Raw genomic sequence first — 23,656 nt, 5'->3', positions numbered from 1 at the left:
TTAGGAGATTAGAATGGCAAGAGAATTTTCTCGTACAGACCGAGTAGGTCAGCAGATCCATAAAGAAATCGCCAGTATTTTACAGAACGAGTTCAAGAACCGTGATCCAAGATTGGGTATGGTGACTGTATCTGCCGTAGAGGTATCCCGAGATTTATCGTATAGCAAAATTTACGTGACTTTCTTTGAGAATGACGAAGAAGTAATGAAGAATTATTTGGCTATCCTAGAAGAAAACAAAGGGTATATTCGCACGTTATTGGCAAACCGTATGCGTATGCGTGCAGTTCCCGCGATCAAATTTGTGCGTGACGGCTCTTTAAGTGAAGGTATTCGTATCAGTAATTTGGTTGACGAAACGCTAAGCAAAGACAAAGAACGGGCTCGCAATGCAGGGCGTTCTTTAGACGAAGACGAACAAGAGGACTAAGGATTGGCCAGACGTCGTAAGGGTCGTGCAATAGACGGTATTCTACTGCTAGACAAACCGTTAGAGATATCCTCAAATCAAGCATTACAGAAAGTGAAGCGCGCGTTTTTAGCGGCTAAAGCAGGGCACACTGGCGCCCTTGATCCGCTGGCAACGGGTATGTTGCCAGTGTGCTTAGGCGAAGCCACTAAGTTTTCTCAGTTTCTATTAGACGCTGACAAAACGTATATCGTTACCGCAAAATTAGGTGTGCGTACTACCACCTCAGATGCTGACGGTGACGTGGTTGAAACCCGTGATGTGAATGTGACTGAGCAACAGTTAAAAGTGGCTTGTGAGACATTCAAAGGGCCAATTAAACAAGTACCGTCCATGTTCTCTGCCTTGAAACACCAAGGAAAGCCACTATACCATTATGCACGTCAGGGCATTGTGATTGAGCGTGAAGCCCGTGACATCACGATATTCTCCCTTAACATTACTCGCTTTGAGGGTGATGAAGTCGATATGGAAGTGCATTGCAGTAAAGGCACCTATATCCGTTCTTTGGTTGATGATCTGGGGCAGTTGTTAGGTTGTTGTGCTTATGTGAGTAAGTTACATCGTACTGCTGTTGCTGATTATCCTAGTGAGAAAATGGTGACGTTTGAAGAGCTTGACGCCTTGCTTGAACGAGCACAGGCAGAGCAGATCCCGTTAACCGAAATTCTAGACCCCTTATTGATCCCCATGGATAGTGCAGTAAAAGCCTTACCTAGCGTCTACTTGACATCAGTGGCAAGAGATTCTTTTTTACACGGTCAGCCCGTACCCTATGAAAGTGATGAGCAACTGGCCAAAGGGACGTTAGTACGTACCTATTGTATTCAGGGAGAGGTCTTTTTAGGGGTTTCCGAGGTTGATAATGACAATAAAGCGGCACCAAAACGCGTTGTCGTCTTTAGCAACCAAGGTTAATTGTATTTGCCCTTGCTAATTCATCGTTTGTCACTATAATACGCGCTTCTTGGCATGGCTGAATTAGTGATCGGCCTGCTGTATTTTTAGCTCTTATATTGGAGAAAGTTATGTCACTAACTACTCAAGAAACTGCAGCAATTATTGCTGATTTTGGCGTAAAAGAGGGTGATACTGGTTCACCTGAAGTTCAAGTTGCATTGTTGACGTCTAACATCAACAAGCTTCAAGGCCATTTTGCTGACCATAAAAAAGATCATCATTCACGTCGTGGTTTGTTACGCATGGTTAGCCAGCGTCGTAAGCTTCTTGATTACCTTAAAGGTAAGAACGTTGAGCGTTATCAAGATCTAATCAAGCGTTTAGGCCTACGTCGTTAATCGACAGCTTTATACGTTTGAGAGAAAGCACCTTCGGGTGCTTTTTTTGTTTTAGAGGGTATATTTCTGGTCATACCATTGGCTAATTTTCAATCATTTATATCTTGATAACATTAGTTTTTATTCAATAAAAACAATAAGATCACGGTACTCAAAATGATTAACCTGACACGCTCTTTTATACTCGCCTGTATTTTACTCAGTCCTTGCACACAAGCAGAACTTATTCAATGGGATGCATTTGAAGCGGGTGATAATCTTGCTGTAAAAGATAATACGACCGGGTTAATTTGGCTTGACCTGACCTTGACTAATCATTTGAGTTACAACGAAGCAGGCAACGCCTATTCTGGCTGGGAATACGCTTCTGCGGATGCGGTCTATGGACTGCTTGATAGCGCCTTTACCGATATTCAGCTGGTCCGTCACGATACACAAGAACCCTCTAACTACGAGCGAAATTGCTCAAACACCAGCGATTGTTATGTGCAAGCGACAAACTGGCAAACCTTATTTGGTATGACACAAGGCAATCGATATTATCAAACTTACGCGTTTGGACTTTATCAAGATGAGGAAACGAACCGCTTACGCATGGCTGGGAGTTATTTAAATGGTAGTGCATTAGCGAATGTTTACGGGCAAGACTTTGACAATGCACATAACACTCAGCTGACTCAATCGAACGATCTATACAGCACCTTCTTAATCCAATCTCAACCACAAGCCCGAGCGTCCTCAACGGTATCGGCGACGGCGCCCAATGTATTTGCCTTTTTATGTGTCCCCTTTATGTGGCTTGCAATACGCAAGAGGCTCACAGCGTAATATTTAGTAGTGCGTGTTCCCGCTCTTGTTCCGTTAGTACGTTGATAAAGGGCGTTTTTCGGCGCAGCTTACGCATTTGTGGCGTGTCGGCTATCACTCCTTGAATAAAGTCATCGGGTGACTCATCGATACATTCCATCAAGCATATCCATACTAGGTAACCACCATGGCGCAATAAGCCATTTTGATAACGTGTCTCAATGGTGTCGATGACCTGTTGACGAAGCTGAGGCTGGGCAATTAGTTTTAGCGCCATCGCTTGGTGCAATACTCGTATCTGCCTATCAATATTTTCATTCTGTTTAGGGCTAGAACGGTTGCCAGAGCGATTAAAACGGGAGCGTGGGGAGTACATTATCTGAGTAACGGTTGTAGCATGTTTTCTAAGCCGTTTACCTTAATCTCATGCATTAGCGCCAATTGCTGTCCTAGTTTTCCTTCAGGGAACCCTTTCTGGCTAAACCACACTAAATAAGGTTCTGGTAATTCTAGCAATTTTCTACCCGCATACTTTCCAAATGGCATGGTTTGATTAACAGCATCAATTAACAGTTGATTTGGTTGTTCAGTCATCTTGCGTATTCACTTTTTGCTGGGTATTCCACAGCTGATAATAGGGGCCTTTGTTCTTCAGAAGTGTAGGGTGATTTCCTTGTTCAACCACACAGCCATCTTGCAGGACTATTATGCTATCTGCATCTACAATCGTCGAGAGTCTATGAGCGATAACTAAACTCGTATGGCCTTTCGCTATCTCTTTAAAGGCACTTAAAATTGCCCGCTCCGACTGGCTGTCCAGTGACGAGGTGGCTTCGTCAAACAATAGAATAGGCGCTCCTTTTAAAATGGTACGGGCAATCGCCACGCGCTGCTTCTCTCCACCGGATAGTTTTAACCCTCGTTCACCTACTTTGGTTTCTCTGCCTTTTGGTAAGGCGTTTATAAACGCTGATAAATGAGCATGTTCGATAGCTTGATTGACTTGTTCATCATTCGCTGTTGGATTGCCGTAGCGAATATTCTCAAAAATGCTGTCGTTAAATAAGACGGTGTCTTGGGGCACTATTCCAATAGCTTGACGCAGTGAGGCTTGGGTTGAATCACTAACGGGCTGTCCATCGATGTAAATTTCGCCGCTAGTTGGATTATAAAAGCGAAATAATAGCTTGATGACAGTGGATTTACCCGCGCCGCTCGGGCCAACTATAGCCACTTTTTGACCGGCTGGTACAGTGAAACTCACATCATGAAGAATTTGCCTGTCTGGTCCGTAACCGAAGTTAACGTGGGAAAAGCGTATTTCTCCTTCGATAACCTGAATCGTTTTTGCATTCTCGTTATCGACAATATTTGATGATTTGCCTAATAAGGCAAATAAGTTTTCGATATTAGCCAATGCCCCTCGTATTTCACGATATACGAACCCAAGGAAGTTCAGGGGCATAAAAATTTGCATGGTAAACGCATTGATTAACACAAAGTCACCTATGGTCATGGTGCCTTGAGCGACATAGTAAGCCGCCACGGCCATCATGCTGGTCATAGCGATGGCGATTATAGTGGCTTGCCCGCCATTTAAGGCAAAAAGTGATAATCGGTTTTTGCGCCTTGCGACTTCCCAATCTGCTAGGGCGACATCATAGCGCTTTGCCTCGTATTCTTCGTTATTAAAGTACTTAACGGTTTCGTAATTTAATAGGCTGTCAATAGCCCTGGTATTACTGAGGGAATCCGCTTGGTTGACTGCGCGTACAAACTCAGTACGCCAATGAGTGGCTTTAACAGAAAAGCTAATGTAGCTGATGACCGAGACTAAAATAATGACGGCAAAGCTCCAACCGTAATTATAAAAGAGTACGCCTACAACGGCTAGAATCTCTAATAAAGTAGGGACGATGTTAAATACTAAGAAGCGCATTAGAAAACTGATACCGCTTGTTCCGCGCTCAATATCGCGAGATAAACCACCTGTCTGACGATTAAGGTGATAATCAAGATCCAATTTGTGCAGGTGTTCAAATACTTGCAAGCTGATACGACGCATAGCGCGTTCTGTGACTCTGCCGAAAAGCGTGTCACGAATTTCCCCGAATAATACATTTGCTAAACGCAGTAGACCGTATGCGGCAATTAATGCAAAAGGCACAAGCACTATTGCATTGCTTGAGTTTTCGGCGTTTAGCGTATCGACAGCATGCTTGAGTATGAAAGGCAAACCAATACTGGCTACCTTGGCAGCGACCAAGCAAAGCATGGCGAAAAATACGCGTTGTTTAAACTCTAAGAGATAAGGCCACAGTTGTTTTATCACGCGCCAATTAAATTTGCTGTCTTCTATTTGGGTATGTTGTTTAGAGCGCATGTCTCTCGCTTATTTTGCCTGACGATTAATGAGCGCAGCGCTCAGGTGTCAGAAGGTTTAACTAACGACAGCGTTGCTTATTTTCGCTTTGTTTAGCTAGGTAGCGGGCAAAGAGGTCAGTCTGTTACCACAGTACAGTTACGACCATGTGTTTTAGCGCGATATAAATTAGTATCTGCTCTGCTAATAGCGTGATCTAGTTTGTCTTGTGGGTGCATCTGATATATGCCAATACTGACGGTGACTGATAAGTGCGCAGAGTCCACTTTTTGTTCATAATTTTCTACTTTTTTTCGCAACTTCTCAGCTAACACAAACGCTTGTTGTTGTGTAGTTTCAGGCAACATAAAGAGAAACTCTTCTCCGCCCCAGCGCGCTACGGTGTCTTGCTTGCGCAGGCCATTAGCAAACATCTGACCGACTTGTTTAATCACAATATCACCGACATCGTGACCATATTGATCATTCACCTGTTTAAAATGATCAATATCACACATCATCAGGGTCATATTTTTACTGTGCCTAAGGATGCGATGGTGTTCATATTCAAGTTTTTCTAACATGCCGCGGCGGTTTTGTAAGCCGGACAAGGAATCAATCCGGGCTTGTTGCTCAAACTTTTTACTTAGCTCTTGAAGTGTTTTAAACGAGCGCTGTCTAGAGTATTCATAGAACACGAACAGCATACTGACGGTTAAAAATGAGTAGATAAGACGAGAGCGAAACTCAGCGCTGTACTCAGCAAACAACAGACCATTGTTCGGAAATTCAAGAATAATAATGACGACTAGAGCAAAAGCGCCTAGTTGAACGAGGCCTCTTTTTAGACCACCAAAAAATAATACAACGGGGGGCACTATATATATCCATAACGGCCCTGTATTTTTTACCCCGCCCATAACAATCAAATACAACATCAGTAACATGAGTGCTGACGTCACTAAATTAGCGGAAAATTTATAGCCGTTTTTACTCTGAAAATATTTAAGAATTATCCGTGAAGTAAAGAATAAAACGCTAGCGATCAATAACGTCACCCCTAGATAGAAGTCGTCGTTATGATCCCATTGACTGCGAAATAAGGCAGTGACACCTAAAATAAACGTAATAAAGTATCCAATAAAACCAAACAGATTGGTCACTTGAATTTGCTGTCTTACCGCAGGGGAGTTACTCGCTTTTGTTCCTGTATTTAAATAATTTCTAATGAAACGACTAACGATAAACATATGTGCTTAGTATCCTTCTTTCTTGCTTATTCAATATCGTTAATTATCTGATGACTGAGTTTGAGTAATTGTTCTGCAAGTAGAGTAACACTGTGGCTGTATCCTTGTTGAGATAATTCAGAGGTAAATGCAAAACTTTCCGGAGACGTTAGCTCATTGGTTTGATTACTGTTCACGTGCCAATATTGGCCGCTAGTGATGACTTGCCCTTGATCAGTCGGCATGAATCGCTTGATACTGATAACAAGACGCTCATGGTTCCCGGATGCATCAGGTGAATCATAAGCAATAAAACGGGTTTCTGTCGCCTTGTCGTTTAACCATGCAAGTAGGGTATTATGAATTCCGGTTTGTAAGTTTTCCGCCCAAAGATCAATATCAGAATAGTACAGTTGATTGCCTTCTATTTGCATCACCAAGTTTGGGCGTTTCAGATAATCAGCTAGCAAAATTCTATCGACCACGACTACTCGCTCCACCTCTTTTGGAGAAGTTGACATGAGCGGAGTTTGGCTATTCAACATAAAAAACTGTTTCATAGGCGCTTTCGATGTGCTGCACGCAGCTAATGTGAATAGCAGAATAAAGACGCTAAGTCGTTTCATATTAATGGTTCCCTTGCTGAGTATTTGGCTGACTTCCAGGCTGAAGATAGGGCTTGGGAGATTTATCAAAAATGAGACTATTCGGCGCTTGGTTTAGCTCAAGTAACAAGGGTTGTAACTCACGTAACCTGTGCTGTAACGTCTCTAATGTGTCGTTAATCTCGTTATTTGTTTTAGAACCAGTAGAAAAGCCACGTGTTAACTCAGCGATACCCGACAGCGCGGCAGCAAGTTTCGTACTGACCTGTTGCTCATCCATCTCTTTTAATGTTTCAGCGAAATCATCAGCTGTACTGTTCATGCTATTCGCACTTGCACTAATATCTGCCATCATCTGATTGGCTGCCGATGACATCTGCACGAGGTCCATGTCATTGATGTTATCGAGTATGGCACTGACCTTTTCCGTTATCTGAGAGAACTCATTTGAAATGCTTGGGATCACGGCATATTGTTGAAATTGCTCCATCTGGGCGATAGGGGCGTTGGGGTATTGCTCTAAATTTACAAATAGTGCGCCTGTTAATAAATTGCCTGTTTGCAACGATGCCCTAAATCCGTTTTCTACCCATATTTTGATTTGCTGATTGATAAATTCGATACCCTCTGCATCATCAGTTTGTTCAACTCTGCCCGGTTGAATGCCAATCACGACAGGAATGGCCACACCTGAGTCCAACCATTTATGCTGCTTACCATTGGGCGGGTTAATTTCCAGTACTTTGCCTACTTTGATACCTCGGTATTCTACCGGTGCACCAACGCGTAATCCACGTACGGTATCATCTATCAGGATCACAAATTTAGCTGACTCTTTGTAGCGTTCTTCGGCAGCTGATTCATAAGAGTCATGAATGGTAAAATACGATCGCTCATTCACCCGTTCACCTTGTGGCATACCATCAGGGACACCGAATGCCACCCCATTGGTGATGAGCGTTTCTATACTGCTGCTTTTGACTTTAAATCCGTTTGCGCCTATGTCCATTTCTACACCACTGCTATTCCAAAATTTGGTATTGGTGGTGATGAGTTTATGATAAGGCGCTTGAATAAAGGTGTTGTAGTACACAACCCGTTCATCGAAGTTAAAATAGATACTCTCAAATTCCCCTACTTTTAACCCTTTATAGATAACAGGGTCTCCTTCTTTGAAAGCGAACTCAGCGTTACTGTTTAACGTAACATGTAACCCTGGTGTGCCACTTGGGGTAATAGGTGGTGCGGAGAGGGCAACAAAATCTCGACTTGAACGACCTTCCAAATTCGCTGACATGTTAATGTAAGTACCTGATACTAATGTGTTCAAACCAGAAATACCATTGAGCGAAATGCGCGGGTTTACTGACCAAAACTCGGTGTTTTCGCGCAATAAACCTTCAGAGTTGGCTGACATACGCGCTGTTACCAAAACTTTTTGTAAATCTTCAGTCAGTTCAATACTTTTCACTTCCCCTACATCGACATTATGCATTTTTATTTTCGTTTTACCTGCTTCTAATCCTGATGCATTTTCAAACACAATACTGATCAATGGCCCTTGATTGCTCCATTGGTGATAGAACATCCATCCGCCCATGCACACAGCAATGAAGGGAACTAACCATATTTTCGAAATGCTTTTAACGTGCTTAATATCAGCAGGTTCGCCATTGTTCGCCATGATTATTGTTCACTCCAAATTAATTTTGTATCAAATGAAAAAGCCGCCAGCATGGTTAATATAACCACAGTGCAAAACGCCAATGCTGCATAACCAGGATAAATACTCATGATATTTCCTAGTTGTATCAGGCTGACCAAAATGGCCACCACAAACACGTCAATCATCGACCAACGACCAATAAACTCTGTGATACGGTAGCCGACCATACGTGTTTTTTTGCCACCATAGTAGTCAGTTTGTACGGAATAATTTAGCCAGCATAATATGACCAGCTTACCGACCGGCACTAAAATGCTGGCAATAAATATAATCGCGGCGATAGGGTAAGAACCCATCTTCCAGAGGGTTACTACGCCGCCTAATATTGTGCTAGGTTGGTCATCTCCCAAAATATTAGTATGCATAATAGGCAGCGTATTCGCAGGTATATAAAACAAAACCGAAGTGATTAATAAGGCCCAAGTTGTCTGAATACTGTGGGAGGCTGGGCGAGGTGTTGGCGGAGCAGGAAGCTCACAAGACGTCAGAATATAAAGTTGATGTTGATCTAAATACATAAGCGTTGCAGTCATGGAAATCGCAAACAACGCATAGGCATAGAATGAAAGCCCTATGCCAATATCTGCCATAGACATGATCTTGACTAAGCTGACCAAAACCGCCACCAGAAAAATTTCCACCATGGTCCAGGGGCGTAACGTGAAAATGAGCTTTAACACCGGTGCGGCATGCTTAGGCTTTTTGCCAAATAAAACGGGGATCAATAAATACAATAAACAGAGCAAAATCGTCGAGGGTAGAACGAGGATCACCGCACTTTGTAGAATCGCTAAACCGAGGTAATCGTTATTCGCGAGGGCTTCTATACTGCCAATGATATTGATGGCATGATATTGGCCGTTAGCGCTAAAGGACAAGAATTTAAAGCACAATGCCGCAACCATGAATATCAATGAGGCTAACGAAAACGCGACTAGCTTTTGTGTCATATTTTGGTAATAGGTTGTGATAACATAATGACATCGAGGACAATGTGCACGTTCACGGTGAAAAAGCGCAGGAACCGCTACTTCATAAGCACACTCGTGGCACTGAACTTGATGGCAAGCTGTTGTATTCTTTATCGATTCATCCATATGGTGCATATCTGACCCTATATTTATATAGGTTACCAAAAAGCCATCAACTGTGGAAAGGTAATCATGCACGCACGATGTATTTACGTTTTCTAACAGTTAACATTAGGGGGAGCGCCGCGTTTATACACAATGCCTAGCATTTCGAGCTTGCTTCCCTTCAAATCAACGAACAATTTTTACGGATGTTATTTAGGTGTTTGACAAAAAAGTAGAAAAACATATCACATCAGTTTTATTCGTGTGCTTAGGCAATATCTGCCGCTCTCCTTCAGCTGAAGCTATTTTTCGGCACAAAGCAAATCATGCGGGTTTAGCGATAAAAATCGACTCTGCCGGTACATTAGGAGCGCATATTGGCTCACAACCTGATAAGCGCTCAAGAGCAGTAGGCGAAGAGCGAGGTTATCACTTTAAAAAAATAAAATGTCGTAAAGTGAATAGCAGTGATTTTGAGCAGTTTGACTACGTTATAGCCATGGATAAGGCGAACGTGCGCAATTTAAAAGAGATATGTCCCGAGGAGTATCAACACAAAATCTCTCTCATGATGAGCTTTTGTGAGGCAAACGAAGAAGAGGTCCCTGATCCTTATTACGGTGGAAAACGTGGTTTTGAATACGTTTTAGATTTAATCGAACAAGCATCGGACGGTTTAATCGAACATATAAAGCAACACCATACTTAATGTACACGTTTAAATGTAGTAGCTCATATCTGATCTTACAGCTTAGTAGAGTTAGTTTAGACTTCACCGGACAAGCAGCTATGAATGTTCAAGAGACGGTCAAGCTAACTCTTTTTTGGACAATTTTGTGTTTGTGACACTACTAATTTATCAATTAATGAATTAACTTTAATACGGAAAGACAACTTATTATGTCCGTTGTTTCGCATACCAAATTCCAAAACCAATGACCATGATTAGCTCAATAGCTACCCACATCCAATGCCTAAGTACAGAGCCATCAAGAACAATACCCATCACACGGGAAATTAGTGCTCCCAATGTTAATGTCATACCGAGTGCAGCAACAGTAAAAAAATATGGGGTAATTTGATGATGAAAAATCAGTAGCATACCTGTCCCCATTAGAAAGCCCCACCGGACTCTTCTTTCAACAGCTTGGAAGGTATCCACAGGGATGGGTTTACTGCTTACTAGTTCAGGGTTATAACTGAGTACCCCCCCTAGAAATAAAATGATAAAACCGACCACCTGTAAAATTATTTTATTTTCCATAATTATCCTTAAACGTACCTAGCGCAATGATCCCGCATCATCGTTTAATATTGCATTCCTGTTAGTTCTTCAGATAACGTCCAAAGCTTTTGCGCAACACTGGCATCATGTGACGGCTTGCTTGATTCTACTTTAATGGGTGCGCCGTGCAGCTCAAAGAAATCCTGCGGACCGAAGAAATCCCCCGAAGATGCACTTTTGTCAATTGCGGCCCTCAGTATTGGCAGTGCCCCCGTTTCTTTACTCTGGCCGAAAAAGATATTTAAAAATTTCACAAACCCACGCTGAAGTTCTGATGTCGTCCACCCTGGATGAGCAGCTGTAACCATTGGGTTGCCACCTTCTAATTCAAGCCGTCTTTTCAGCTCATAGGCAAAGTAGATATTCGCCAGTTTGCTATCGGCGTACGCAGAAAAATTGCTGTATTTTCGCTTTTCCCAATTCAGGTCATCCAAATCGATCTTAGAGGCCTTATGAGCGCCAGCGGTAACAACCACAACGCGGGAGTCTGAGGTTTTCTTGAGTGTTTCAATTAAATGTCCAGTCAATGCGAAGTGGCCTAAATGATTGGTGCCCATCAAAATTTCAAACCCGTCATCAGTCTTGGCATACGGGCACGCTACTCCTGCGTTGTTAATCAGTAAATCAAGTCTGTTGAAATTGGCTAAAAACGTTGAACTGAATTCTCGGACAGAACGAAGACTGGAAAGATCCATCTGCATAACCAAAATGTCAGCGTCTGGACAATCTGCCCGTATTTCTTCTGCCACCTTCTCACCTTTTGACACATTTCTAACAGCTAGTATCACTGTCGATTGTTTCTTTGCTAAGACTTTGGCCGTTTCTTTACCTATACCACTAGACGAACCGGTAACGATAGATACTCTGCCTTTTTGACTCGGTATTTGTTCAGCACTCCAAGATATTTTTGACATGAATTTTAGTCCCCAAATTTTTCGATAGACGTATCCTAGAACTTATGGCCAAAGGTAGCAGTACACAAAACTGCAAGAGTTGTATACGAAATAACGAAACGAAGCGCTACGTTATTTCGTATACACAATACATCGATTTGTGCTCTGGGTTTTCAATGCTGCTAAACCATAATATGCTTAATCTAGAGGATTATGCTGTGAAGCGTCATACTAAAAGGTAAAGCGATGAAAAAGCTCCATTTTAAGACCATTAAAGAACTCAATGCTGTTCTTGGTATACAGCCACCAGAGCACCCTTTAGTTGATGTGATGAAAATAAATCCAAACAGTGAGCGCAATCAGTTGCTCAATGGTGAGAGCATTTCACTCACAACAAGTTTCTACGCGATATCATTCAAACACATCACTTCAGGTGAGGTCATTTACGGTCGTACCAAATATAATTGTTCAAATGGAACGCTGCTTTTTATTGCTCCCAATCAAGAACTGACAGCCAGCGGCATAATAATTGACTCAGTTGCCCGCACTATCTGTTTTCACCCCGATTTCATTCGAGGCCATAAGCTGCAAGATGAACTCAAACAATATCAATTTTTCAATTATTCGGTTAACGAGGCGCTACATCTTTCACCAAAAGAAGAGCGACATATGGTAGCGATGTTTGAAGCGCTTGAAGCGGAGAGTAACAATAACTTAGATGCCTTTAGTAAAGACCTCATCTTATCTCAGATCAGTACATTATTGATGTACGCCAATCGCTACTACCACCGTCAATTTATGATGCGTAAAGAAGCTAACACCTCTGTATACGATCACTTTTCGACGCTTTTGGGAGCTCGTTTAAAAGCTACTATTCAAGAATCGGCCGCAATCCCTGAAGTAGAAGAATTGGCGCAAGGCATGAATATGACCAGTCGATATCTAAGCGATGCCTTGAAAGCTGAAACGGGTAAGACAACTAAAGACTGGATTCACTATGCACTCATTGATAAGTCAAAAGATCGCTTACTCTCTAGTAAGGATTCGGTAGCGACCATTGCCTACAGCCTAGGCTTTGAATACCCACAATACTTCTCAAGACTATTCAAAAGCAGAGTCGGCATGACACCGACTGAATACCGAACGGAGAATATTCGCAATTAATCGCACTCTTCATTATTGACCTTCTTCATTAATGGGAAGGTGCAGTACATTGTGGCTTGTGCTCAGTTGTAATAAAAAGAGTGTTGTCATATCAATCATGGGCAAAGGTCGCAGGGCACTGATGCCCAATCAAAGACACTTTTTGCTATGATCTTAGTTCTGCGTAGCGAAGTAATTCTCTGAGGCATGTTTAAACGCAGCAAGCAACCGTTCATTAACTGATTGACTAACATTTGCATTGGGTACGATCATCTCAAACACGTGGTAGCCACCTTCATATTCATAAAACTCTACAGGCACGCCATCTTTTTTCAATTGCTGAACAAACTCATTCGTTTCATCATAGAATAGGTCCTGATCGCCGACAAAAGTAAAGGTCGGCGGTAACCCAGATAAATCGGTTGCTCTGGATGGAGCAGCGTAAATAGGCACTTTATCAGTTTGATACAGATCTCCTAAGTATAGTTTCCATGCCATACGATTTTTCGTCGAATTCCAAATTAAATGCGTGTTCTGCGTATTAGAAGGTGCGCTATTTCTATCGTCTAACATCGGATAGAGTGGCATTTGAAACGCGATGTTAATTTCCCCTTGATCTCGAGCATACAAGGTTGTCGCTGCGGTTAAACCACCGCCAGCACTTCCTCCTGCAATAAACAATTGGCTGTCATTGATACCAAGCTCCGCAGCATTATCTTTCATCCATGCAAGGGTGGCGTAGCTGTCATTTAAAGCAGCAGGGTAAGGGGCTTCATGAGAGAGCCGATATGCAGGCGCAACGATCACGGTGTTTGAGGTGTGAATGAGGTCGGACATAAAACGTATATCTAGCGCTGAGTCTGGTGAGCCCATAACATAGCCGCCACCATGCAGATATAAGAGTCCAACTGCGTCGGGAGTCGATTTATCTGAACGCAGTATTACCACTCGAATGTTGTTTCCATCTCGGCCTTTGATGTAGGTTTCTTCTACAACAATCCCTTTATCTAAGTCATAGTTCTCTGGCTCTGCCTGTCGACCTAATGCGATCAGCTGCTCCGGAGTTTCGGCTTGAGTAAAACGATCGACAACATACCCAAACAGCCGCAATTCAGAGTCTACATTCGGGTAAGAGGCGTTCACATGAAAGAACAGAGCTCCCACTATGACAGCCAAAGCCCCCACCAACCCAACTGTCACTTTTATTGCTATACGCATAAATCCTCCCGTTACCATGACTAAGACCGTTGAGTACACGGTTGACCATAGCGGTATGTTTATTGTTTCCAGCATTATTGCTGATTAATTCTAGTGTTCCAGAGATTAGCAAGTTAAGGAAAAGCCAACTTATACATTTCCCAAAAACAGCGGCCTAAACGGAGGGATCTATTTTGGGAAATGTGTAAGTTTCTTGTTTCATCTCTCAGTATGATCTCGACATCGAATCAAGTAGAAGTGCCCACCATTGAAATGTTGTACTCGATGGGCGCTGATGAAGTTTCATTTAACACAATGAGAAAACTAAAAATTACTATTAAAGGTAAGACAATGAACTCTAAATATATTATTGCCTTGTCATTGGTGCTTATGGCACTAATCAGCATTTCTATTTTGACATGGGGAAGTAATACAAAACTTGCCAATGTGGTGCTAGCTAACACCAACTCAACAGAAGTTGAAAAACTTCCATTAGAAGGTAAAGCTTTTAAATACGATAGCTACCATCCTTACAACATCGGGTTTGATTTAGATAATGCTTTAGCCAGCGCACTATCGGAGATGGATGAAGGCTACGACCTACTGGTCAATAGCACGGTCAATGTTCAGTCATATTATTTAATTGTTTACTTTTCCAAATATTTCACAGTGCAAGGCACAGCCCTTCAATCTGCGGAGCTAAAAAAACAAATGAGTGATGAGGCTTATCAAAACTGGTTGATAAGCAGCAATGTGATCAACATAGCAGGTGATACACAATCCGCCGCACTCAAATAACCTGTAAGCACACTACTAATTTGGCTGAGTAACAACAAATTGGATATTCAATAAATTCTATTCCCGAATGTTCAAACCTCACCTGATAAATTTGTACTACAGCTTTGTTTTTAATTTACTGAGATACCATATATGCCACTACTTAATGACAAAACCCGAATACTACTTAAGTTATTCGTTCCACAAAGAAGGACTCCTAACCCTCAGCATGCTATTCCCAAAGGAGATAAAAACCTTCAAGGAAAGACCATAGTATTTACCGGTGGGACCGATGGCATGGGACGTGGTGCCGTTGAAATGTTGTGTTCAATGGGCGCAAACATTGTCCTGCTCGCTCGAAATAAGACTAAGGCAGAGGCGGTGATTGAGTCGATTAAAGCAGCTCATACGCAAGGTTCGATAAACCTACAAATTTGTGATCTGGCCTCGATGGACAGCGTGAAAGCGTGTGCTGAGCGTATTCTTTCTGAATATCCAAAGATAGATGTTCTGGTGAATAATGCGGGCATCAATATGACAAAGCCTGTTATCACTAACGACAATTTTGAAACGAACTGGGCTATTAATTACTTTGGCCCAAGATTGCTTACTGAACTGCTTCTGGATCGCATTAAAGCGTCAGCGCCGGCACGCATCGTAAACCTCACCACAAATACAGAGTTCATCCCTGAAATCGATTTCGATGACATTCAGGCAAGAGTTAATTTCGATACCGACGAAAGCTATGTGGAATCGAAGCTTTCTATGAATATGTTTACTGTTGACTTAGCAAAGCAATTGCAAGGTTCAGGGGTAACCGCTAACTCGCTTTGCCCGGGCCATATCTGCTCTAACTTGCTCAGCCACCTTGAAGGTGCTGAAAAAGTCATGAGCTATGTCATGCACTACATGGCTTCACCAACCATAGTTGGTGCAGACCGAATTGTAAGATTGGCCATCTCATCTGAATTTGATGACGTCACTGGCGCGTACATTTGTGAAGACAAGTTGAAACCTCACCATCAAGAGGCACAGAAACCTGAAAAACGAACACAAGCACAGCAGATGACTACAAAAGCCCTTTCTCGTTGGCTACCTACAAATGAAACTATTATTGAATAATGAGGATTAACATAATGAACAAAAAAACCATACTGATTACTGGATGCAGCACTGGCTTTGGCAAACTGACAGCACGACTTTTTCAAAGCAAAGGCTGGAATGTCATCGCAACAATGCGTTCACCTGAAAAGGAAACTGAGCTCAACAAGCTTCCAAATGTTCTCGTGACAAGGCTTGATGTCACTGAGCCACAAAGCATTACTGACGCTATCATTGCAGGCATGGAAAAATTCGGCGCCATTGAGGCACTAGTTAACAATGCGGGTATTTCTGGGATGGGCGTTTTTGAACAGTGGGACGATCAAGAGATCAACGCGATATTCAATACCAATGTTTATGGTCCAATGCGTGTTGCACAACAAGTGTTACCAATAATGCGTAATCAAAAGGAAGGGATAATCATCAATATTTCCTCCCTTGCTGGAATTTTTGGTTCACCGTATTCTTCGGTTTATAGTGCCGCAAAATTTGCTGTCGAAGGCTTAACTGAAGCGCTTGCTCTAGAGTATGCCCCGTTCAACATCAAGACAAAAGTCATTGCTCCAGGGGCCTATGAGACCAACTTGTTTACCACGATCCCTCATCGAATTCTTGCCAATGGTGACCAACAAATTAAGGATTACAGTGATAAGATGCTTCAGAAGATGAATGCTACGATGGAGCAGATGCGTCAACAAGGTGCCCAAGATTCCGATCCTCAGGAGGTTGCAGATAAAATCTATCAATGTGTGACGGAAGAAACTCCCGTGCACAACGTATCTGGCAGTGATGCTGAGGCAATCTTACAAATGAAGCAATCTATGCCTGAAGATCAGTTGATGAAAGCGATTTCTGACATGTTTATTCCAGAAGTACACACTGCCTAAATCTAAACGCAGTTGAGGAATAGCCAATGAGTAAAGTGAACACCGTCAAATCCATTACCCAATTACATCGCTATTTGGGCCTGCCTAGCCCATTGCACCCGTTGATAACGGTGATTCCTCAATCTGCGTTTCAAGGTAAAGTGGAATCAGGTAGCACCTACGCTTTTGAGTTGTATCAGATATCATTGAAACAGGGTATCGAGTGCACTTTGAACTATGGAAGAAGTGCCTATGACTTTGATGATGGTTCAATGGTGTTTATTGCCCCCGGACAATCGGCAGTCGCTTCGGATATTGAGATAGATCCGAATGCAGCAGGTTGGACAATCGCGTTTCACCCTGATCTGATCTCACGTTCAGATCTTGGGGTGAAAATGGCTCAGTACACCTTCTTCCATTATGAAAGCAACGAATCTCTGCACCTTTCCGCTAAGGAGATTGAACTGGCTACTGATATCTCAGAGAAAATAGAGTCTGAATACTCCCAAAGTATGGATCGTCATACTCAGTCATTATTACAATCTAACCTCGAACTCCTCCTTAATTACTGTTTGAGATTCTATGACAGGCAGTTCTACGTTCGGACTGATTTAAACCGTGATTACTTGGGTCGATTCGAGGAGTTTTTAAACAGCTATTACCTTAGTAATAAACCCTTAGAGAAAGGTGTGCCAACCGTTAAATATTGCGGCCAGGAGTTAGGACTATCGCCTTATTATTTAAGCGACTTGCTAAAACGTGAAACAGGAAAGACCGCGTTGGAGTACATCCACCTTTTCCTTATTGAGAGATCAAAATCGTTAATGCTTGAGGACAACTTGAGCATTACCCAAATTGCGTGTGATCTTGGTTTTGAATACCCACAGCACTTTTCTAAGCTATTTAAATCTAAGACAGGAATGTCGCCGCGAACCTTTAAATCATCACAGATGAAACACTAGAGCCTGGAGTAATAAAATAATGAAAGTCATCATCACAGGCGCAACAGGTATGGTTGGAAGAAGTGTATTAAACCAATGCCTTGAAAGCGATAATGTGCAAGAAGTACTGCTTATCAGCCGCACGTCATTGGCATTGAATCGCCCAAAAATAACGGAGTTAGTCCACCCTGACTTTTCTGATTTTAGTCAGGTTCAATCAAAGCTTTGTGGCTATGACGCCTGCTTTCATTGCATGGGCATTTCATCATTTGGGGTTGACGAGCAAGACTACAATCACATCACTTATGACATGACTTATGCGTTAGCGTCAGCATTAGTTAATGTCTCTCCGCAAATCACGTTTAATTATCTTAGTGGTACAGGGGCAGATAGCTCGGAGCAAGGCTCTGTAATGTGGGCCAGAGTGAAAGGAAAAACCGAAAACATGTTGCTGAACATCGGATTTGCAGACGCGTATATGTTTAGGCTTGGTGCTCTTTTCCCAGAGCGAGATATAAAAAGTAAAACAGCCTTGTACAACCTGTTATATACCGGTTTACGCCCCTTTTTTCCAATATTAAAGAAAGTAATGCCTATTACGACCAGCGAAGAGTTGGGTAGAGCTATGATCAACTCGATAATGTCTCCACAAACATTAAAGATATTGGAAAATGACGATATCAATCAATTGGCGATAGATACATAAATGTTTAGCACTATATGTCTTATTCGTAGCACGGTATGACGTAGAAACTTAGCAGTATAGATAGATTGTGAATACCAGAACCAGCCTCGTTCTATTGCACTATTGATAGAATTCACGAAAACACAATGGGGCATAAATAATTTATACCGGAACGGTTGCTTTTGGCCCAATCGGCTATTTACTGTAAGATTTGATTCAACTCTAAAATTCGAGTTTGGCAGATCAAGTTAAGACTTATTCAGTTAAATATGTTCAGTTAAATATTAAAACAACGTTGTGTTAGTTATTCCTCTTTTTAATGCATGCACTAACGAAATCGTTCCACGCTAATTTATGCACCGGTTACATAGATTCTTTGCGTTAAGTATATTTCATCACAGCTGATATAAGGTATGATTGACGGCGACATCCGTGTGTTAACAGCATGCGGTTTGTGAACCTATTTTTATTTTCGACTCTACTGATATTTAAGGACACAATGTGAGCCAATGGCAACCTGATAGTTGGCGTCAAAAGCCAATTCTGCAACAACCCACTTACCATGATCAACAACACCTAAAAGATGTGGAGCAAAAGCTAAAATCTTATCCTCCTCTCGTTTTTGCTGCGGAAACGCGTCAGTTGTTTAAAGAGTTAGGTCAAGTTGCTGACGGTAAGGGTTTTTTACTGCAAGGTGGTGATTGTGCAGAGTCTTTTGATGAATTTAATGCGCCAAAAATTCGCGATACCTTTAAAGTTATTTTGCAAATGGCAATTGTATTGACCTTTGCAGGCCGTTGCCCTGTAACCAAAGTTGCGCGCATGGCAGGGCAATACGCCAAACCACGCTCTGGCGATTTTGAAACCATAGGGGATGTGTCTCTTCCGAGTTACCGCGGAGACATTATCAACAGTTTCGAATTTACCGAAGCTGCACGTTTACCCGATCCACAACGCATGCTTGATGCTTATCATCAAAGTGCTTCTACCTTAAACCTGCTTCGTGCTTTCGCTCAGGGCGGTTTAGCAGACTTACATCAGGTGAATCGTTGGAACATGGCGTTCGTGGAAAACAATCCACTTAAAGAGCGTTATCAAGATGTGGCACGTCGAATTCAAGACTCTTTGGAGTTTATGAATGTTATGGGTATCAACACTAGCAACACGCCAACGCTGCATGAGACCAGCTTATACACTTCACACGAAGCACTCTTGCTGAATTATGAACAAGCATTGACTCGCGTGGATACCTTGACTGACAAATGGTACAACTGTTCAGCTCACATGCTGTGGATTGGAGAGCGAACTCGTCAACTTGACCATGCCCATATTGAATTCTTCCGCGGTATACATAACCCTATCGGGGTAAAGGTTGGGCCTACAATGCAAGGTGACGAGTTAATTCGTCTTATCGATGCCTTAAACCCAGAAAATACCTCGGGTCGTCTAACCTTAATTACCCGTATGGGGGCTGACAATCTTGAACAGAACCTACCTGCATTATTACGTCGCGTAAAACAAGAAGGACGTAATGTAGTCTGGAGCTCTGATCCTATGCATGGCAATACTTTTAAAGCATCTAGTGGTTATAAAACGCGAAACTTTGATGCTATTTTACGTGAAATTCAGCAGTTCTTTGCAGCGCATAAGGCGGAAGGGACGCATGCTGGTGGTATTCATTTAGAGATGACCGGTCAGCATGTAACAGAATGCACCGGTGGTGCATATGAGATTGGTGATGATGATCTCGCTCAAGCCTACAAAACCCAATGCGACCCTCGCTTAAATGCTGACCAAGTGCTTGAGATGGCATTTTTGGTCGCAGACCATTTAAAAGTGAGTTAATCAGTTGACGTTGCGCCCTTAGTCAAACTTATGGTATTAATGAAAACAATTTTCATTTGTATCAATTGTTTGATGAGGGCACAATGACACTTTGGGATATCCCTGCAAAAAAATCAGGTTTAATCAGTGGTTTAGATAATACTCTGTTGCCTGCGGTAACGAATCGGTTATTAGAAATGGGGCTGACCGATGGTCAGTCTGTTCGATGCCTTCGGCGCAGTCCTATGAATGGTCCGGTTGTTGTTCAAATTGGTGACTGTGTTTATACCTTAGAACAGAGTATTGCCGATAAGGTTGCTGTCAGTAGCTTTAGCTAAATTACCTTATTTTGTTTTTACATCTAGCCTAAACGACACATTTTCGCGTGAGTAATCACTTAATAGCATCAAAGTCTATTTGAGCACGTCTTTCGTGCTCGAACAATCAAGTAGCGTCATGAAAAATATAATTTTAGTAGGTAAACCCAACTCAGGGAAAAGTCTGTTGTTTAACCAACTCACTGGGATGCGACAGAAGGTCGCTAATTTTCCAGGAGTAACAGTTGAATTAAAAAGTGGTAAATTGGGTGAACATACACTGATTGATTTTCCTGGGGCGTATTCATTAAGTACGCTTTCTCGGGATGAAGAAATAGCAGTCGAAAAAATTCACGAGGCCATGCATGACGTCAATACGGCCGTCATAGTATGTAATTTGGATGCCACTCGCTTAGAACGAAGCTTAGTATTTGGCTTACAGGTACGAGATTTAGCAAAGCAACATGACAAGGCGTTAGTGTTCGCCTTAAACATGATTGACGAGGTAGGTCGGTTTAGTCATCAGGTGGATTGCGACAAATTAAGCAAAGACCTAGGTGCGGCTGTATTTCCTCTTTCTGCGAAAACCTTAGTGGGTATTCACGAGTTCAAGTTGGCGTTAAATGAGGTTGCTTCACAACCTGAAAAATATATTCCAAGTCAAAGTGTGCCAGATGATGACAGCGTATTTAACGTTAGTCGCCTTATTGCGAAGCAATATGGAATACATGCCGATATCGTTCTCAAGCAACAAAACACCATAGATAGTTTTTTATTGAACAGTGTGTTAGGTGGTGTTGCATTTTTCACAATCATGTTCGTCCTTTTCCAGAGTATTTTTACTTGGGCAACGCCACTTATGGATGGCGTTGAAAACATTATTGGTTGGCTAGCCGTAGCCGTTACATCTGTTATCGGCCCCGGCGTTATCAATGATTTTCTGCAAGACGCGATATTTGGGGGGCTCGGTTCGTTTCTTGTTTTCGTGCCGCAGATAATGGTTTTGACATTGATTATCGGTTTACTCGAAGATAGCGGATACTTGGCGCGTGCTGCGTTGATATGCCATAAACCTTTAAGTTACTTTGGCTTATCTGGTCGTAGTTTCATTCCGTACCTGTCGGGTCATGCCTGTGCTATACCAGCTATTATGGCCGCAAGAACCATTGAATCACCGCGAAAGCGCTTGATTACCATGATGACCATACCGTTAATGTCCTGTTCTGCGCGTTTGCCGGTATATGCGCTACTTATTGCAGTGCTGATACCGAACACCACCTATTTAGGTGGGTTATTGAGTCTTCAAGGTACCGCGTTTTTTGTGCTGTATTTTTTAGGCATAGTCACTGCTCTCATCGTAAGTGTGCTGTTAAATAAATTTACCGATAACGATAGCGATAAAGCAGAGATGCCATTTATTTTGGAGTTGCCTAACTATCGTTTGCCTCATTGGAAACCACTCATGTTGCGGGTGATCACCAGCGCTAAACAATTTATTCGTAGGGCAGGGCCCGTCATCTTCATGGTCTCTGTCGTTATCTGGTTTTTGGGGTACTTCCCAAGTTCTGAGCATGATTTACAAGGTTCTTACCTGTCCATGCTTGGTCAGTGGATAGAGCCTGTTTTTGAACCGCTAGGCTTAGATTGGCGTTACGGCGTTGCCATATTGGTTTCGTTTTTAGCTCGTGAAGTATTCGTTGGCGCATTAGGAACATTGTTTGGCATCGAAGGCGCTGATGAAAACATTGCCGGTTTAGCGGAAAATATTCAAGCAGATGGACTCACTTTAGGGGCAGGACTCGGGCTGTTAATATTTTATGTTATCGCATTACAGTGCGTGGCAACCGTTGCGACCCTCAAGGGGGAAACAGGTAGCAAGAAAATAGCATGGGGCCTATTTGCCGGCTATGGTTTATTAGCCTATACCTCTGCGTTTATCGTTTCACATATTTTCTAACTAGCGGGTTACTATTTAGCTTGACCTGCGAAGGGGGGATTCTCTTTCGCAGGTTTTTTATGGGTTAGTCGTCCATAACGTTTTACTGAAGCAACGACGGGGTAATCTCAACAAAATCATCACAGGCATTCATTAGCGAGCTTGCGGTGAGCGCGGGTACACCATACACTTTTGTGCTCACCTTATATTTGTCTTTTGCAGCTTTGAGTAGTAAGTCAAAATCTCCATCGCCAGAAAGCAAAACGACAGTGTCGACGTGCGGGGCAGCGTCTAATACGTCTATGGTGATCCCCACATCCCAGTCACCTTTTGCCGAACCGTCACTGCGTTGAATAAAGGGTTTTAATTTCACATCGAAACCGATGTGTTTAAGCGCGCTTTGGAACTTCTGTTGTTGAGTGTCGTGGCGCTCAGTGGCGTACGCATTGGCGATAACAATGTCGCCCTGTGCATTTAAGTGTTGCCAAAATTTACGATAATTAAATTGTTTTTGGTAGCTATCGCGTGTGGTGTAATAAATGTTCTGCACATCGACAAATACGGCAATTTTAGTGGGCATATATCACTCAAATTAAGTTATAACCAATAGGGCATGATAGCATTAAATATTATTAAAATAGCTATTGCGTTTATTTTATAAGTGCTGTAATGTGCTGCCTTGCTTGTGAATCAACCTCCGCATTTACAAGCAGTGTTACCATTTCGGTAACGTGTTAATGTCTTGTCTTACCTTGATCCAGTCAGCCAGCATTTAAAAACAAAAATATTAAGCTGAATTATTGAACGGCGAACGAGTGAGCATGTGCTCACTGTATACCACTCCTAGACTTGTAGAAAGTCGTAAAGTTATCGTCAAATCTATAGTGAAGCTTCGTTGAATTTCGCGCGTCCAATTATCGCGCTAATTGAAAGAGAGTTTTATTATGTCTTATTTATATAACGGTTCTCAGATCCGTGTAGTGCACCCAGTGCATTCAATTTCTGTAAACAAACAAAGCGTAGCATTTGCCGACAAGCAAGGTCGCCAAAGCACTAAATTTGCCAACGCAATAGAAGCAAAGCAATTTGTTAAATGGTTAGTTAACAACTAATCACACT

General features: G+C 42.3%; 26 protein-coding genes. 15 read left to right on the top strand and 11 right to left on the bottom strand.

What is annotated here, in order from left to right:
* Positions 1-13 precede the first annotated feature (13 nt).
* The 4 genes from rbfA (at position 14) to FX988_RS04610 (ending at position 2,595) form a co-directional block, all read left to right on the top strand.
* The gene (gene rbfA, locus FX988_RS04625; RefSeq protein WP_160178558.1) at positions 14-430 is read left to right on the top strand and encodes a 30S ribosome-binding factor RbfA; all 417 of its coding nucleotides are present in this window, start codon (positions 14-16) and stop codon (positions 428-430) included.
* A 3-nt stretch (positions 431-433) separates the two neighbouring features.
* Positions 434-1,387 carry a tRNA pseudouridine(55) synthase TruB gene (gene truB, locus FX988_RS04620; RefSeq protein ID WP_160178557.1) on the top strand — a complete coding sequence of 318 codons (954 nt, stop codon included), beginning with the start codon at positions 434-436 and terminating at the stop codon, positions 1,385-1,387.
* A gap of 110 nt (positions 1,388-1,497) precedes the next feature.
* Complete coding sequence (gene rpsO, locus FX988_RS04615; RefSeq protein ID WP_007985493.1) at positions 1,498-1,767, top strand: 30S ribosomal protein S15; 270 nt, start codon at positions 1,498-1,500, stop codon at positions 1,765-1,767.
* Between the two features lie 156 nt (positions 1,768-1,923).
* Entirely contained in the window at positions 1,924-2,595 is a 672-nt protein-coding gene (locus FX988_RS04610) for a hypothetical protein (protein WP_160178556.1), read from the top strand.
* Here FX988_RS04610 and FX988_RS04605 read toward each other — a convergent pair.
* From FX988_RS04605 to FX988_RS04575, 7 genes are all read right to left on the bottom strand, one after another.
* On the bottom strand, positions 2,585-2,950 hold the full coding sequence (locus tag FX988_RS04605) for a hypothetical protein (protein WP_160178555.1): 366 nt from the start codon (positions 2,948-2,950) through the stop codon (positions 2,585-2,587). The two genes, FX988_RS04610 and FX988_RS04605, sit on opposite strands and share 11 nt — an antisense overlap.
* A complete protein-coding gene (locus FX988_RS04600) occupies positions 2,950-3,168 on the bottom strand; it encodes a DUF3820 family protein (protein WP_160178554.1) in 219 nt (72 codons plus the stop codon). The genes FX988_RS04605 and FX988_RS04600 overlap by 1 nt, the downstream gene beginning before the upstream one ends.
* Positions 3,161-4,957 carry an ABCB family ABC transporter ATP-binding protein/permease gene (locus tag FX988_RS04595; protein ID WP_160178553.1) on the bottom strand — a complete coding sequence of 599 codons (1,797 nt, stop codon included), beginning with the start codon at positions 4,955-4,957 and terminating at the stop codon, positions 3,161-3,163. Before FX988_RS04595 ends, FX988_RS04600 begins: the two co-directional genes overlap by 8 nt.
* Before the next feature lie 116 nt (positions 4,958-5,073).
* Complete coding sequence (locus tag FX988_RS04590; RefSeq protein WP_160178552.1) at positions 5,074-6,186, bottom strand: diguanylate cyclase; 1,113 nt, start codon at positions 6,184-6,186, stop codon at positions 5,074-5,076.
* 26 nt (positions 6,187-6,212) lie between these two features.
* A complete protein-coding gene (locus tag FX988_RS04585; protein WP_160178551.1) occupies positions 6,213-6,791 on the bottom strand; it encodes a membrane integrity-associated transporter subunit PqiC in 579 nt (192 codons plus the stop codon).
* Position 6,792: 1 nt separating this feature from the next.
* Positions 6,793-8,454: an intermembrane transport protein PqiB gene (gene pqiB, locus FX988_RS04580; RefSeq protein ID WP_160178550.1), complete on the bottom strand. Its 1,662-nt coding sequence runs from the start codon at positions 8,452-8,454 to the stop codon at positions 6,793-6,795.
* Between the two features lie 2 nt (positions 8,455-8,456).
* On the bottom strand, positions 8,457-9,593 hold the full coding sequence (locus FX988_RS04575) for a paraquat-inducible protein A (RefSeq protein WP_254700781.1): 1,137 nt from the start codon (positions 9,591-9,593) through the stop codon (positions 8,457-8,459).
* Between the two features lie 196 nt (positions 9,594-9,789).
* Between FX988_RS04575 and FX988_RS04570 the strand changes: the two genes are divergently transcribed.
* Positions 9,790-10,281 carry a low molecular weight protein-tyrosine-phosphatase gene (locus FX988_RS04570; protein ID WP_160178548.1) on the top strand — a complete coding sequence of 164 codons (492 nt, stop codon included), beginning with the start codon at positions 9,790-9,792 and terminating at the stop codon, positions 10,279-10,281.
* 189 nt (positions 10,282-10,470) lie between these two features.
* Here the strand turns inward: FX988_RS04570 and FX988_RS04565 are convergent, their stop codons facing one another.
* On the bottom strand, positions 10,471-10,836 hold the full coding sequence (locus FX988_RS04565) for a hypothetical protein (RefSeq protein WP_160178547.1): 366 nt from the start codon (positions 10,834-10,836) through the stop codon (positions 10,471-10,473).
* 44 nt (positions 10,837-10,880) lie between these two features.
* The gene (locus FX988_RS04560) at positions 10,881-11,771 is read right to left on the bottom strand and encodes an oxidoreductase (RefSeq protein WP_160178546.1); all 891 of its coding nucleotides are present in this window, start codon (positions 11,769-11,771) and stop codon (positions 10,881-10,883) included.
* A 225-nt stretch (positions 11,772-11,996) separates the two neighbouring features.
* Here FX988_RS04560 and FX988_RS04555 point away from each other — a divergent pair, with 225 nt between their 5' ends.
* Complete coding sequence (locus tag FX988_RS04555) at positions 11,997-12,914, top strand: helix-turn-helix domain-containing protein (RefSeq protein ID WP_160178545.1); 918 nt, start codon at positions 11,997-11,999, stop codon at positions 12,912-12,914.
* A gap of 153 nt (positions 12,915-13,067) precedes the next feature.
* Here the strand turns inward: FX988_RS04555 and FX988_RS04550 are convergent, their stop codons facing one another.
* Positions 13,068-14,111 (bottom strand): alpha/beta hydrolase, encoded by a 1,044-nt coding sequence (locus FX988_RS04550; RefSeq protein ID WP_160178544.1) that lies wholly within the window; start codon positions 14,109-14,111, stop codon positions 13,068-13,070.
* A 264-nt stretch (positions 14,112-14,375) separates the two neighbouring features.
* Between FX988_RS04550 and FX988_RS04545 the strand changes: the two genes are divergently transcribed.
* The 8 genes from FX988_RS04545 to feoB all read left to right on the top strand — a co-directional run bounded on the left by FX988_RS04545 (position 14,376) and on the right by feoB (position 22,558).
* Entirely contained in the window at positions 14,376-14,888 is a 513-nt protein-coding gene (locus FX988_RS04545) for a hypothetical protein (RefSeq protein WP_160178543.1), read from the top strand.
* A 132-nt stretch (positions 14,889-15,020) separates the two neighbouring features.
* A complete protein-coding gene (locus tag FX988_RS04540) occupies positions 15,021-15,989 on the top strand; it encodes an SDR family NAD(P)-dependent oxidoreductase (RefSeq protein WP_160178542.1) in 969 nt (322 codons plus the stop codon).
* 14 nt (positions 15,990-16,003) lie between these two features.
* Positions 16,004-16,855, top strand: a complete 852-nt coding sequence (locus FX988_RS04535) for an SDR family oxidoreductase (RefSeq protein WP_160178541.1) — start codon at positions 16,004-16,006, stop codon at positions 16,853-16,855.
* 26 nt (positions 16,856-16,881) lie between these two features.
* Positions 16,882-17,796, top strand: a complete 915-nt coding sequence (locus tag FX988_RS04530) for a helix-turn-helix domain-containing protein (protein ID WP_160178540.1) — start codon at positions 16,882-16,884, stop codon at positions 17,794-17,796.
* Positions 17,797-17,815: 19 nt separating this feature from the next.
* On the top strand, positions 17,816-18,481 hold the full coding sequence (locus FX988_RS04525; RefSeq protein WP_160178539.1) for an NAD-dependent epimerase/dehydratase family protein: 666 nt from the start codon (positions 17,816-17,818) through the stop codon (positions 18,479-18,481).
* A 480-nt stretch (positions 18,482-18,961) separates the two neighbouring features.
* Positions 18,962-20,305: a class II 3-deoxy-7-phosphoheptulonate synthase gene (locus FX988_RS04520; protein WP_160178538.1), complete on the top strand. Its 1,344-nt coding sequence runs from the start codon at positions 18,962-18,964 to the stop codon at positions 20,303-20,305.
* 83 nt (positions 20,306-20,388) lie between these two features.
* The gene (locus FX988_RS04515; RefSeq protein WP_160178537.1) at positions 20,389-20,622 is read left to right on the top strand and encodes a FeoA family protein; all 234 of its coding nucleotides are present in this window, start codon (positions 20,389-20,391) and stop codon (positions 20,620-20,622) included.
* Positions 20,623-20,740: 118 nt separating this feature from the next.
* Positions 20,741-22,558 (top strand): ferrous iron transporter B, encoded by a 1,818-nt coding sequence (feoB, locus tag FX988_RS04510; RefSeq protein ID WP_160178536.1) that lies wholly within the window; start codon positions 20,741-20,743, stop codon positions 22,556-22,558.
* Positions 22,559-22,640: 82 nt separating this feature from the next.
* On the opposite strand, the gene FX988_RS04505 is transcribed toward feoB, so the two are convergent.
* A complete protein-coding gene (locus FX988_RS04505; protein ID WP_160178535.1) occupies positions 22,641-23,117 on the bottom strand; it encodes an NYN domain-containing protein in 477 nt (158 codons plus the stop codon).
* Positions 23,118-23,481: 364 nt separating this feature from the next.
* Between FX988_RS04505 and FX988_RS21610 the strand changes: the two genes are divergently transcribed.
* Complete coding sequence (locus FX988_RS21610) at positions 23,482-23,649, top strand: hypothetical protein (protein ID WP_007985521.1); 168 nt, start codon at positions 23,482-23,484, stop codon at positions 23,647-23,649.
* Positions 23,650-23,656: the final 7 nt, after the last annotated feature.

Origin of the sequence: Paraglaciecola mesophila (genome assembly GCF_009906955.1) — a bacterium.
GTDB lineage: Bacteria > Pseudomonadota > Gammaproteobacteria > Enterobacterales > Alteromonadaceae > Paraglaciecola > Paraglaciecola mesophila_A.
The sequence above is the reverse complement of the archived record's forward strand: the minus strand, read 5'-3'. Positions and strand labels throughout refer to the sequence as shown.

What these genes read in the sequence shown, in the direction of transcription:
- FX988_RS04600 (WP_160178554.1), bottom strand. Translation starts at nt 3,168, where the DNA reads ATGACTGAACAACCAAATCAACTGTTAATTGATGCTGTTAATCAAACC.
- FX988_RS04540 (WP_160178542.1), top strand. Translation starts at nt 15,021, where the DNA reads ATGCCACTACTTAATGACAAAACCCGAATACTACTTAAGTTATTCGTT.
- FX988_RS04585 (WP_160178551.1), bottom strand. Translation starts at nt 6,791, where the DNA reads ATGAAACGACTTAGCGTCTTTATTCTGCTATTCACATTAGCTGCGTGC.
- rpsO (WP_007985493.1), top strand. Translation starts at nt 1,498, where the DNA reads ATGTCACTAACTACTCAAGAAACTGCAGCAATTATTGCTGATTTTGGC.
- FX988_RS04550 (WP_160178544.1), bottom strand. Translation starts at nt 14,111, where the DNA reads ATGCGTATAGCAATAAAAGTGACAGTTGGGTTGGTGGGGGCTTTGGCT.
- FX988_RS04555 (WP_160178545.1), top strand. Translation starts at nt 11,997, where the DNA reads ATGAAAAAGCTCCATTTTAAGACCATTAAAGAACTCAATGCTGTTCTT.
- FX988_RS04530 (WP_160178540.1), top strand. Translation starts at nt 16,882, where the DNA reads ATGAGTAAAGTGAACACCGTCAAATCCATTACCCAATTACATCGCTAT.
- FX988_RS04560 (WP_160178546.1), bottom strand. Translation starts at nt 11,771, where the DNA reads ATGTCAAAAATATCTTGGAGTGCTGAACAAATACCGAGTCAAAAAGGC.
- FX988_RS04590 (WP_160178552.1), bottom strand. Translation starts at nt 6,186, where the DNA reads ATGTTTATCGTTAGTCGTTTCATTAGAAATTATTTAAATACAGGAACA.
- FX988_RS04565 (WP_160178547.1), bottom strand. Translation starts at nt 10,836, where the DNA reads ATGGAAAATAAAATAATTTTACAGGTGGTCGGTTTTATCATTTTATTT.
- FX988_RS04575 (WP_254700781.1), bottom strand. Translation starts at nt 9,593, where the DNA reads ATGGATGAATCGATAAAGAATACAACAGCTTGCCATCAAGTTCAGTGC.
- rbfA (WP_160178558.1), top strand. Translation starts at nt 14, where the DNA reads ATGGCAAGAGAATTTTCTCGTACAGACCGAGTAGGTCAGCAGATCCAT.
- pqiB (WP_160178550.1), bottom strand. Translation starts at nt 8,454, where the DNA reads ATGGCGAACAATGGCGAACCTGCTGATATTAAGCACGTTAAAAGCATT.
- FX988_RS04545 (WP_160178543.1), top strand. Translation starts at nt 14,376, where the DNA reads ATGGGCGCTGATGAAGTTTCATTTAACACAATGAGAAAACTAAAAATT.
- FX988_RS04535 (WP_160178541.1), top strand. Translation starts at nt 16,004, where the DNA reads ATGAACAAAAAAACCATACTGATTACTGGATGCAGCACTGGCTTTGGC.
- feoB (WP_160178536.1), top strand. Translation starts at nt 20,741, where the DNA reads ATGAAAAATATAATTTTAGTAGGTAAACCCAACTCAGGGAAAAGTCTG.
- FX988_RS21610 (WP_007985521.1), top strand. Translation starts at nt 23,482, where the DNA reads ATGTCTTATTTATATAACGGTTCTCAGATCCGTGTAGTGCACCCAGTG.
- FX988_RS04515 (WP_160178537.1), top strand. Translation starts at nt 20,389, where the DNA reads ATGACACTTTGGGATATCCCTGCAAAAAAATCAGGTTTAATCAGTGGT.
- FX988_RS04595 (WP_160178553.1), bottom strand. Translation starts at nt 4,957, where the DNA reads ATGCGCTCTAAACAACATACCCAAATAGAAGACAGCAAATTTAATTGG.
- FX988_RS04610 (WP_160178556.1), top strand. Translation starts at nt 1,924, where the DNA reads ATGATTAACCTGACACGCTCTTTTATACTCGCCTGTATTTTACTCAGT.
- FX988_RS04525 (WP_160178539.1), top strand. Translation starts at nt 17,816, where the DNA reads ATGAAAGTCATCATCACAGGCGCAACAGGTATGGTTGGAAGAAGTGTA.
- FX988_RS04605 (WP_160178555.1), bottom strand. Translation starts at nt 2,950, where the DNA reads ATGTACTCCCCACGCTCCCGTTTTAATCGCTCTGGCAACCGTTCTAGC.
- FX988_RS04505 (WP_160178535.1), bottom strand. Translation starts at nt 23,117, where the DNA reads ATGCCCACTAAAATTGCCGTATTTGTCGATGTGCAGAACATTTATTAC.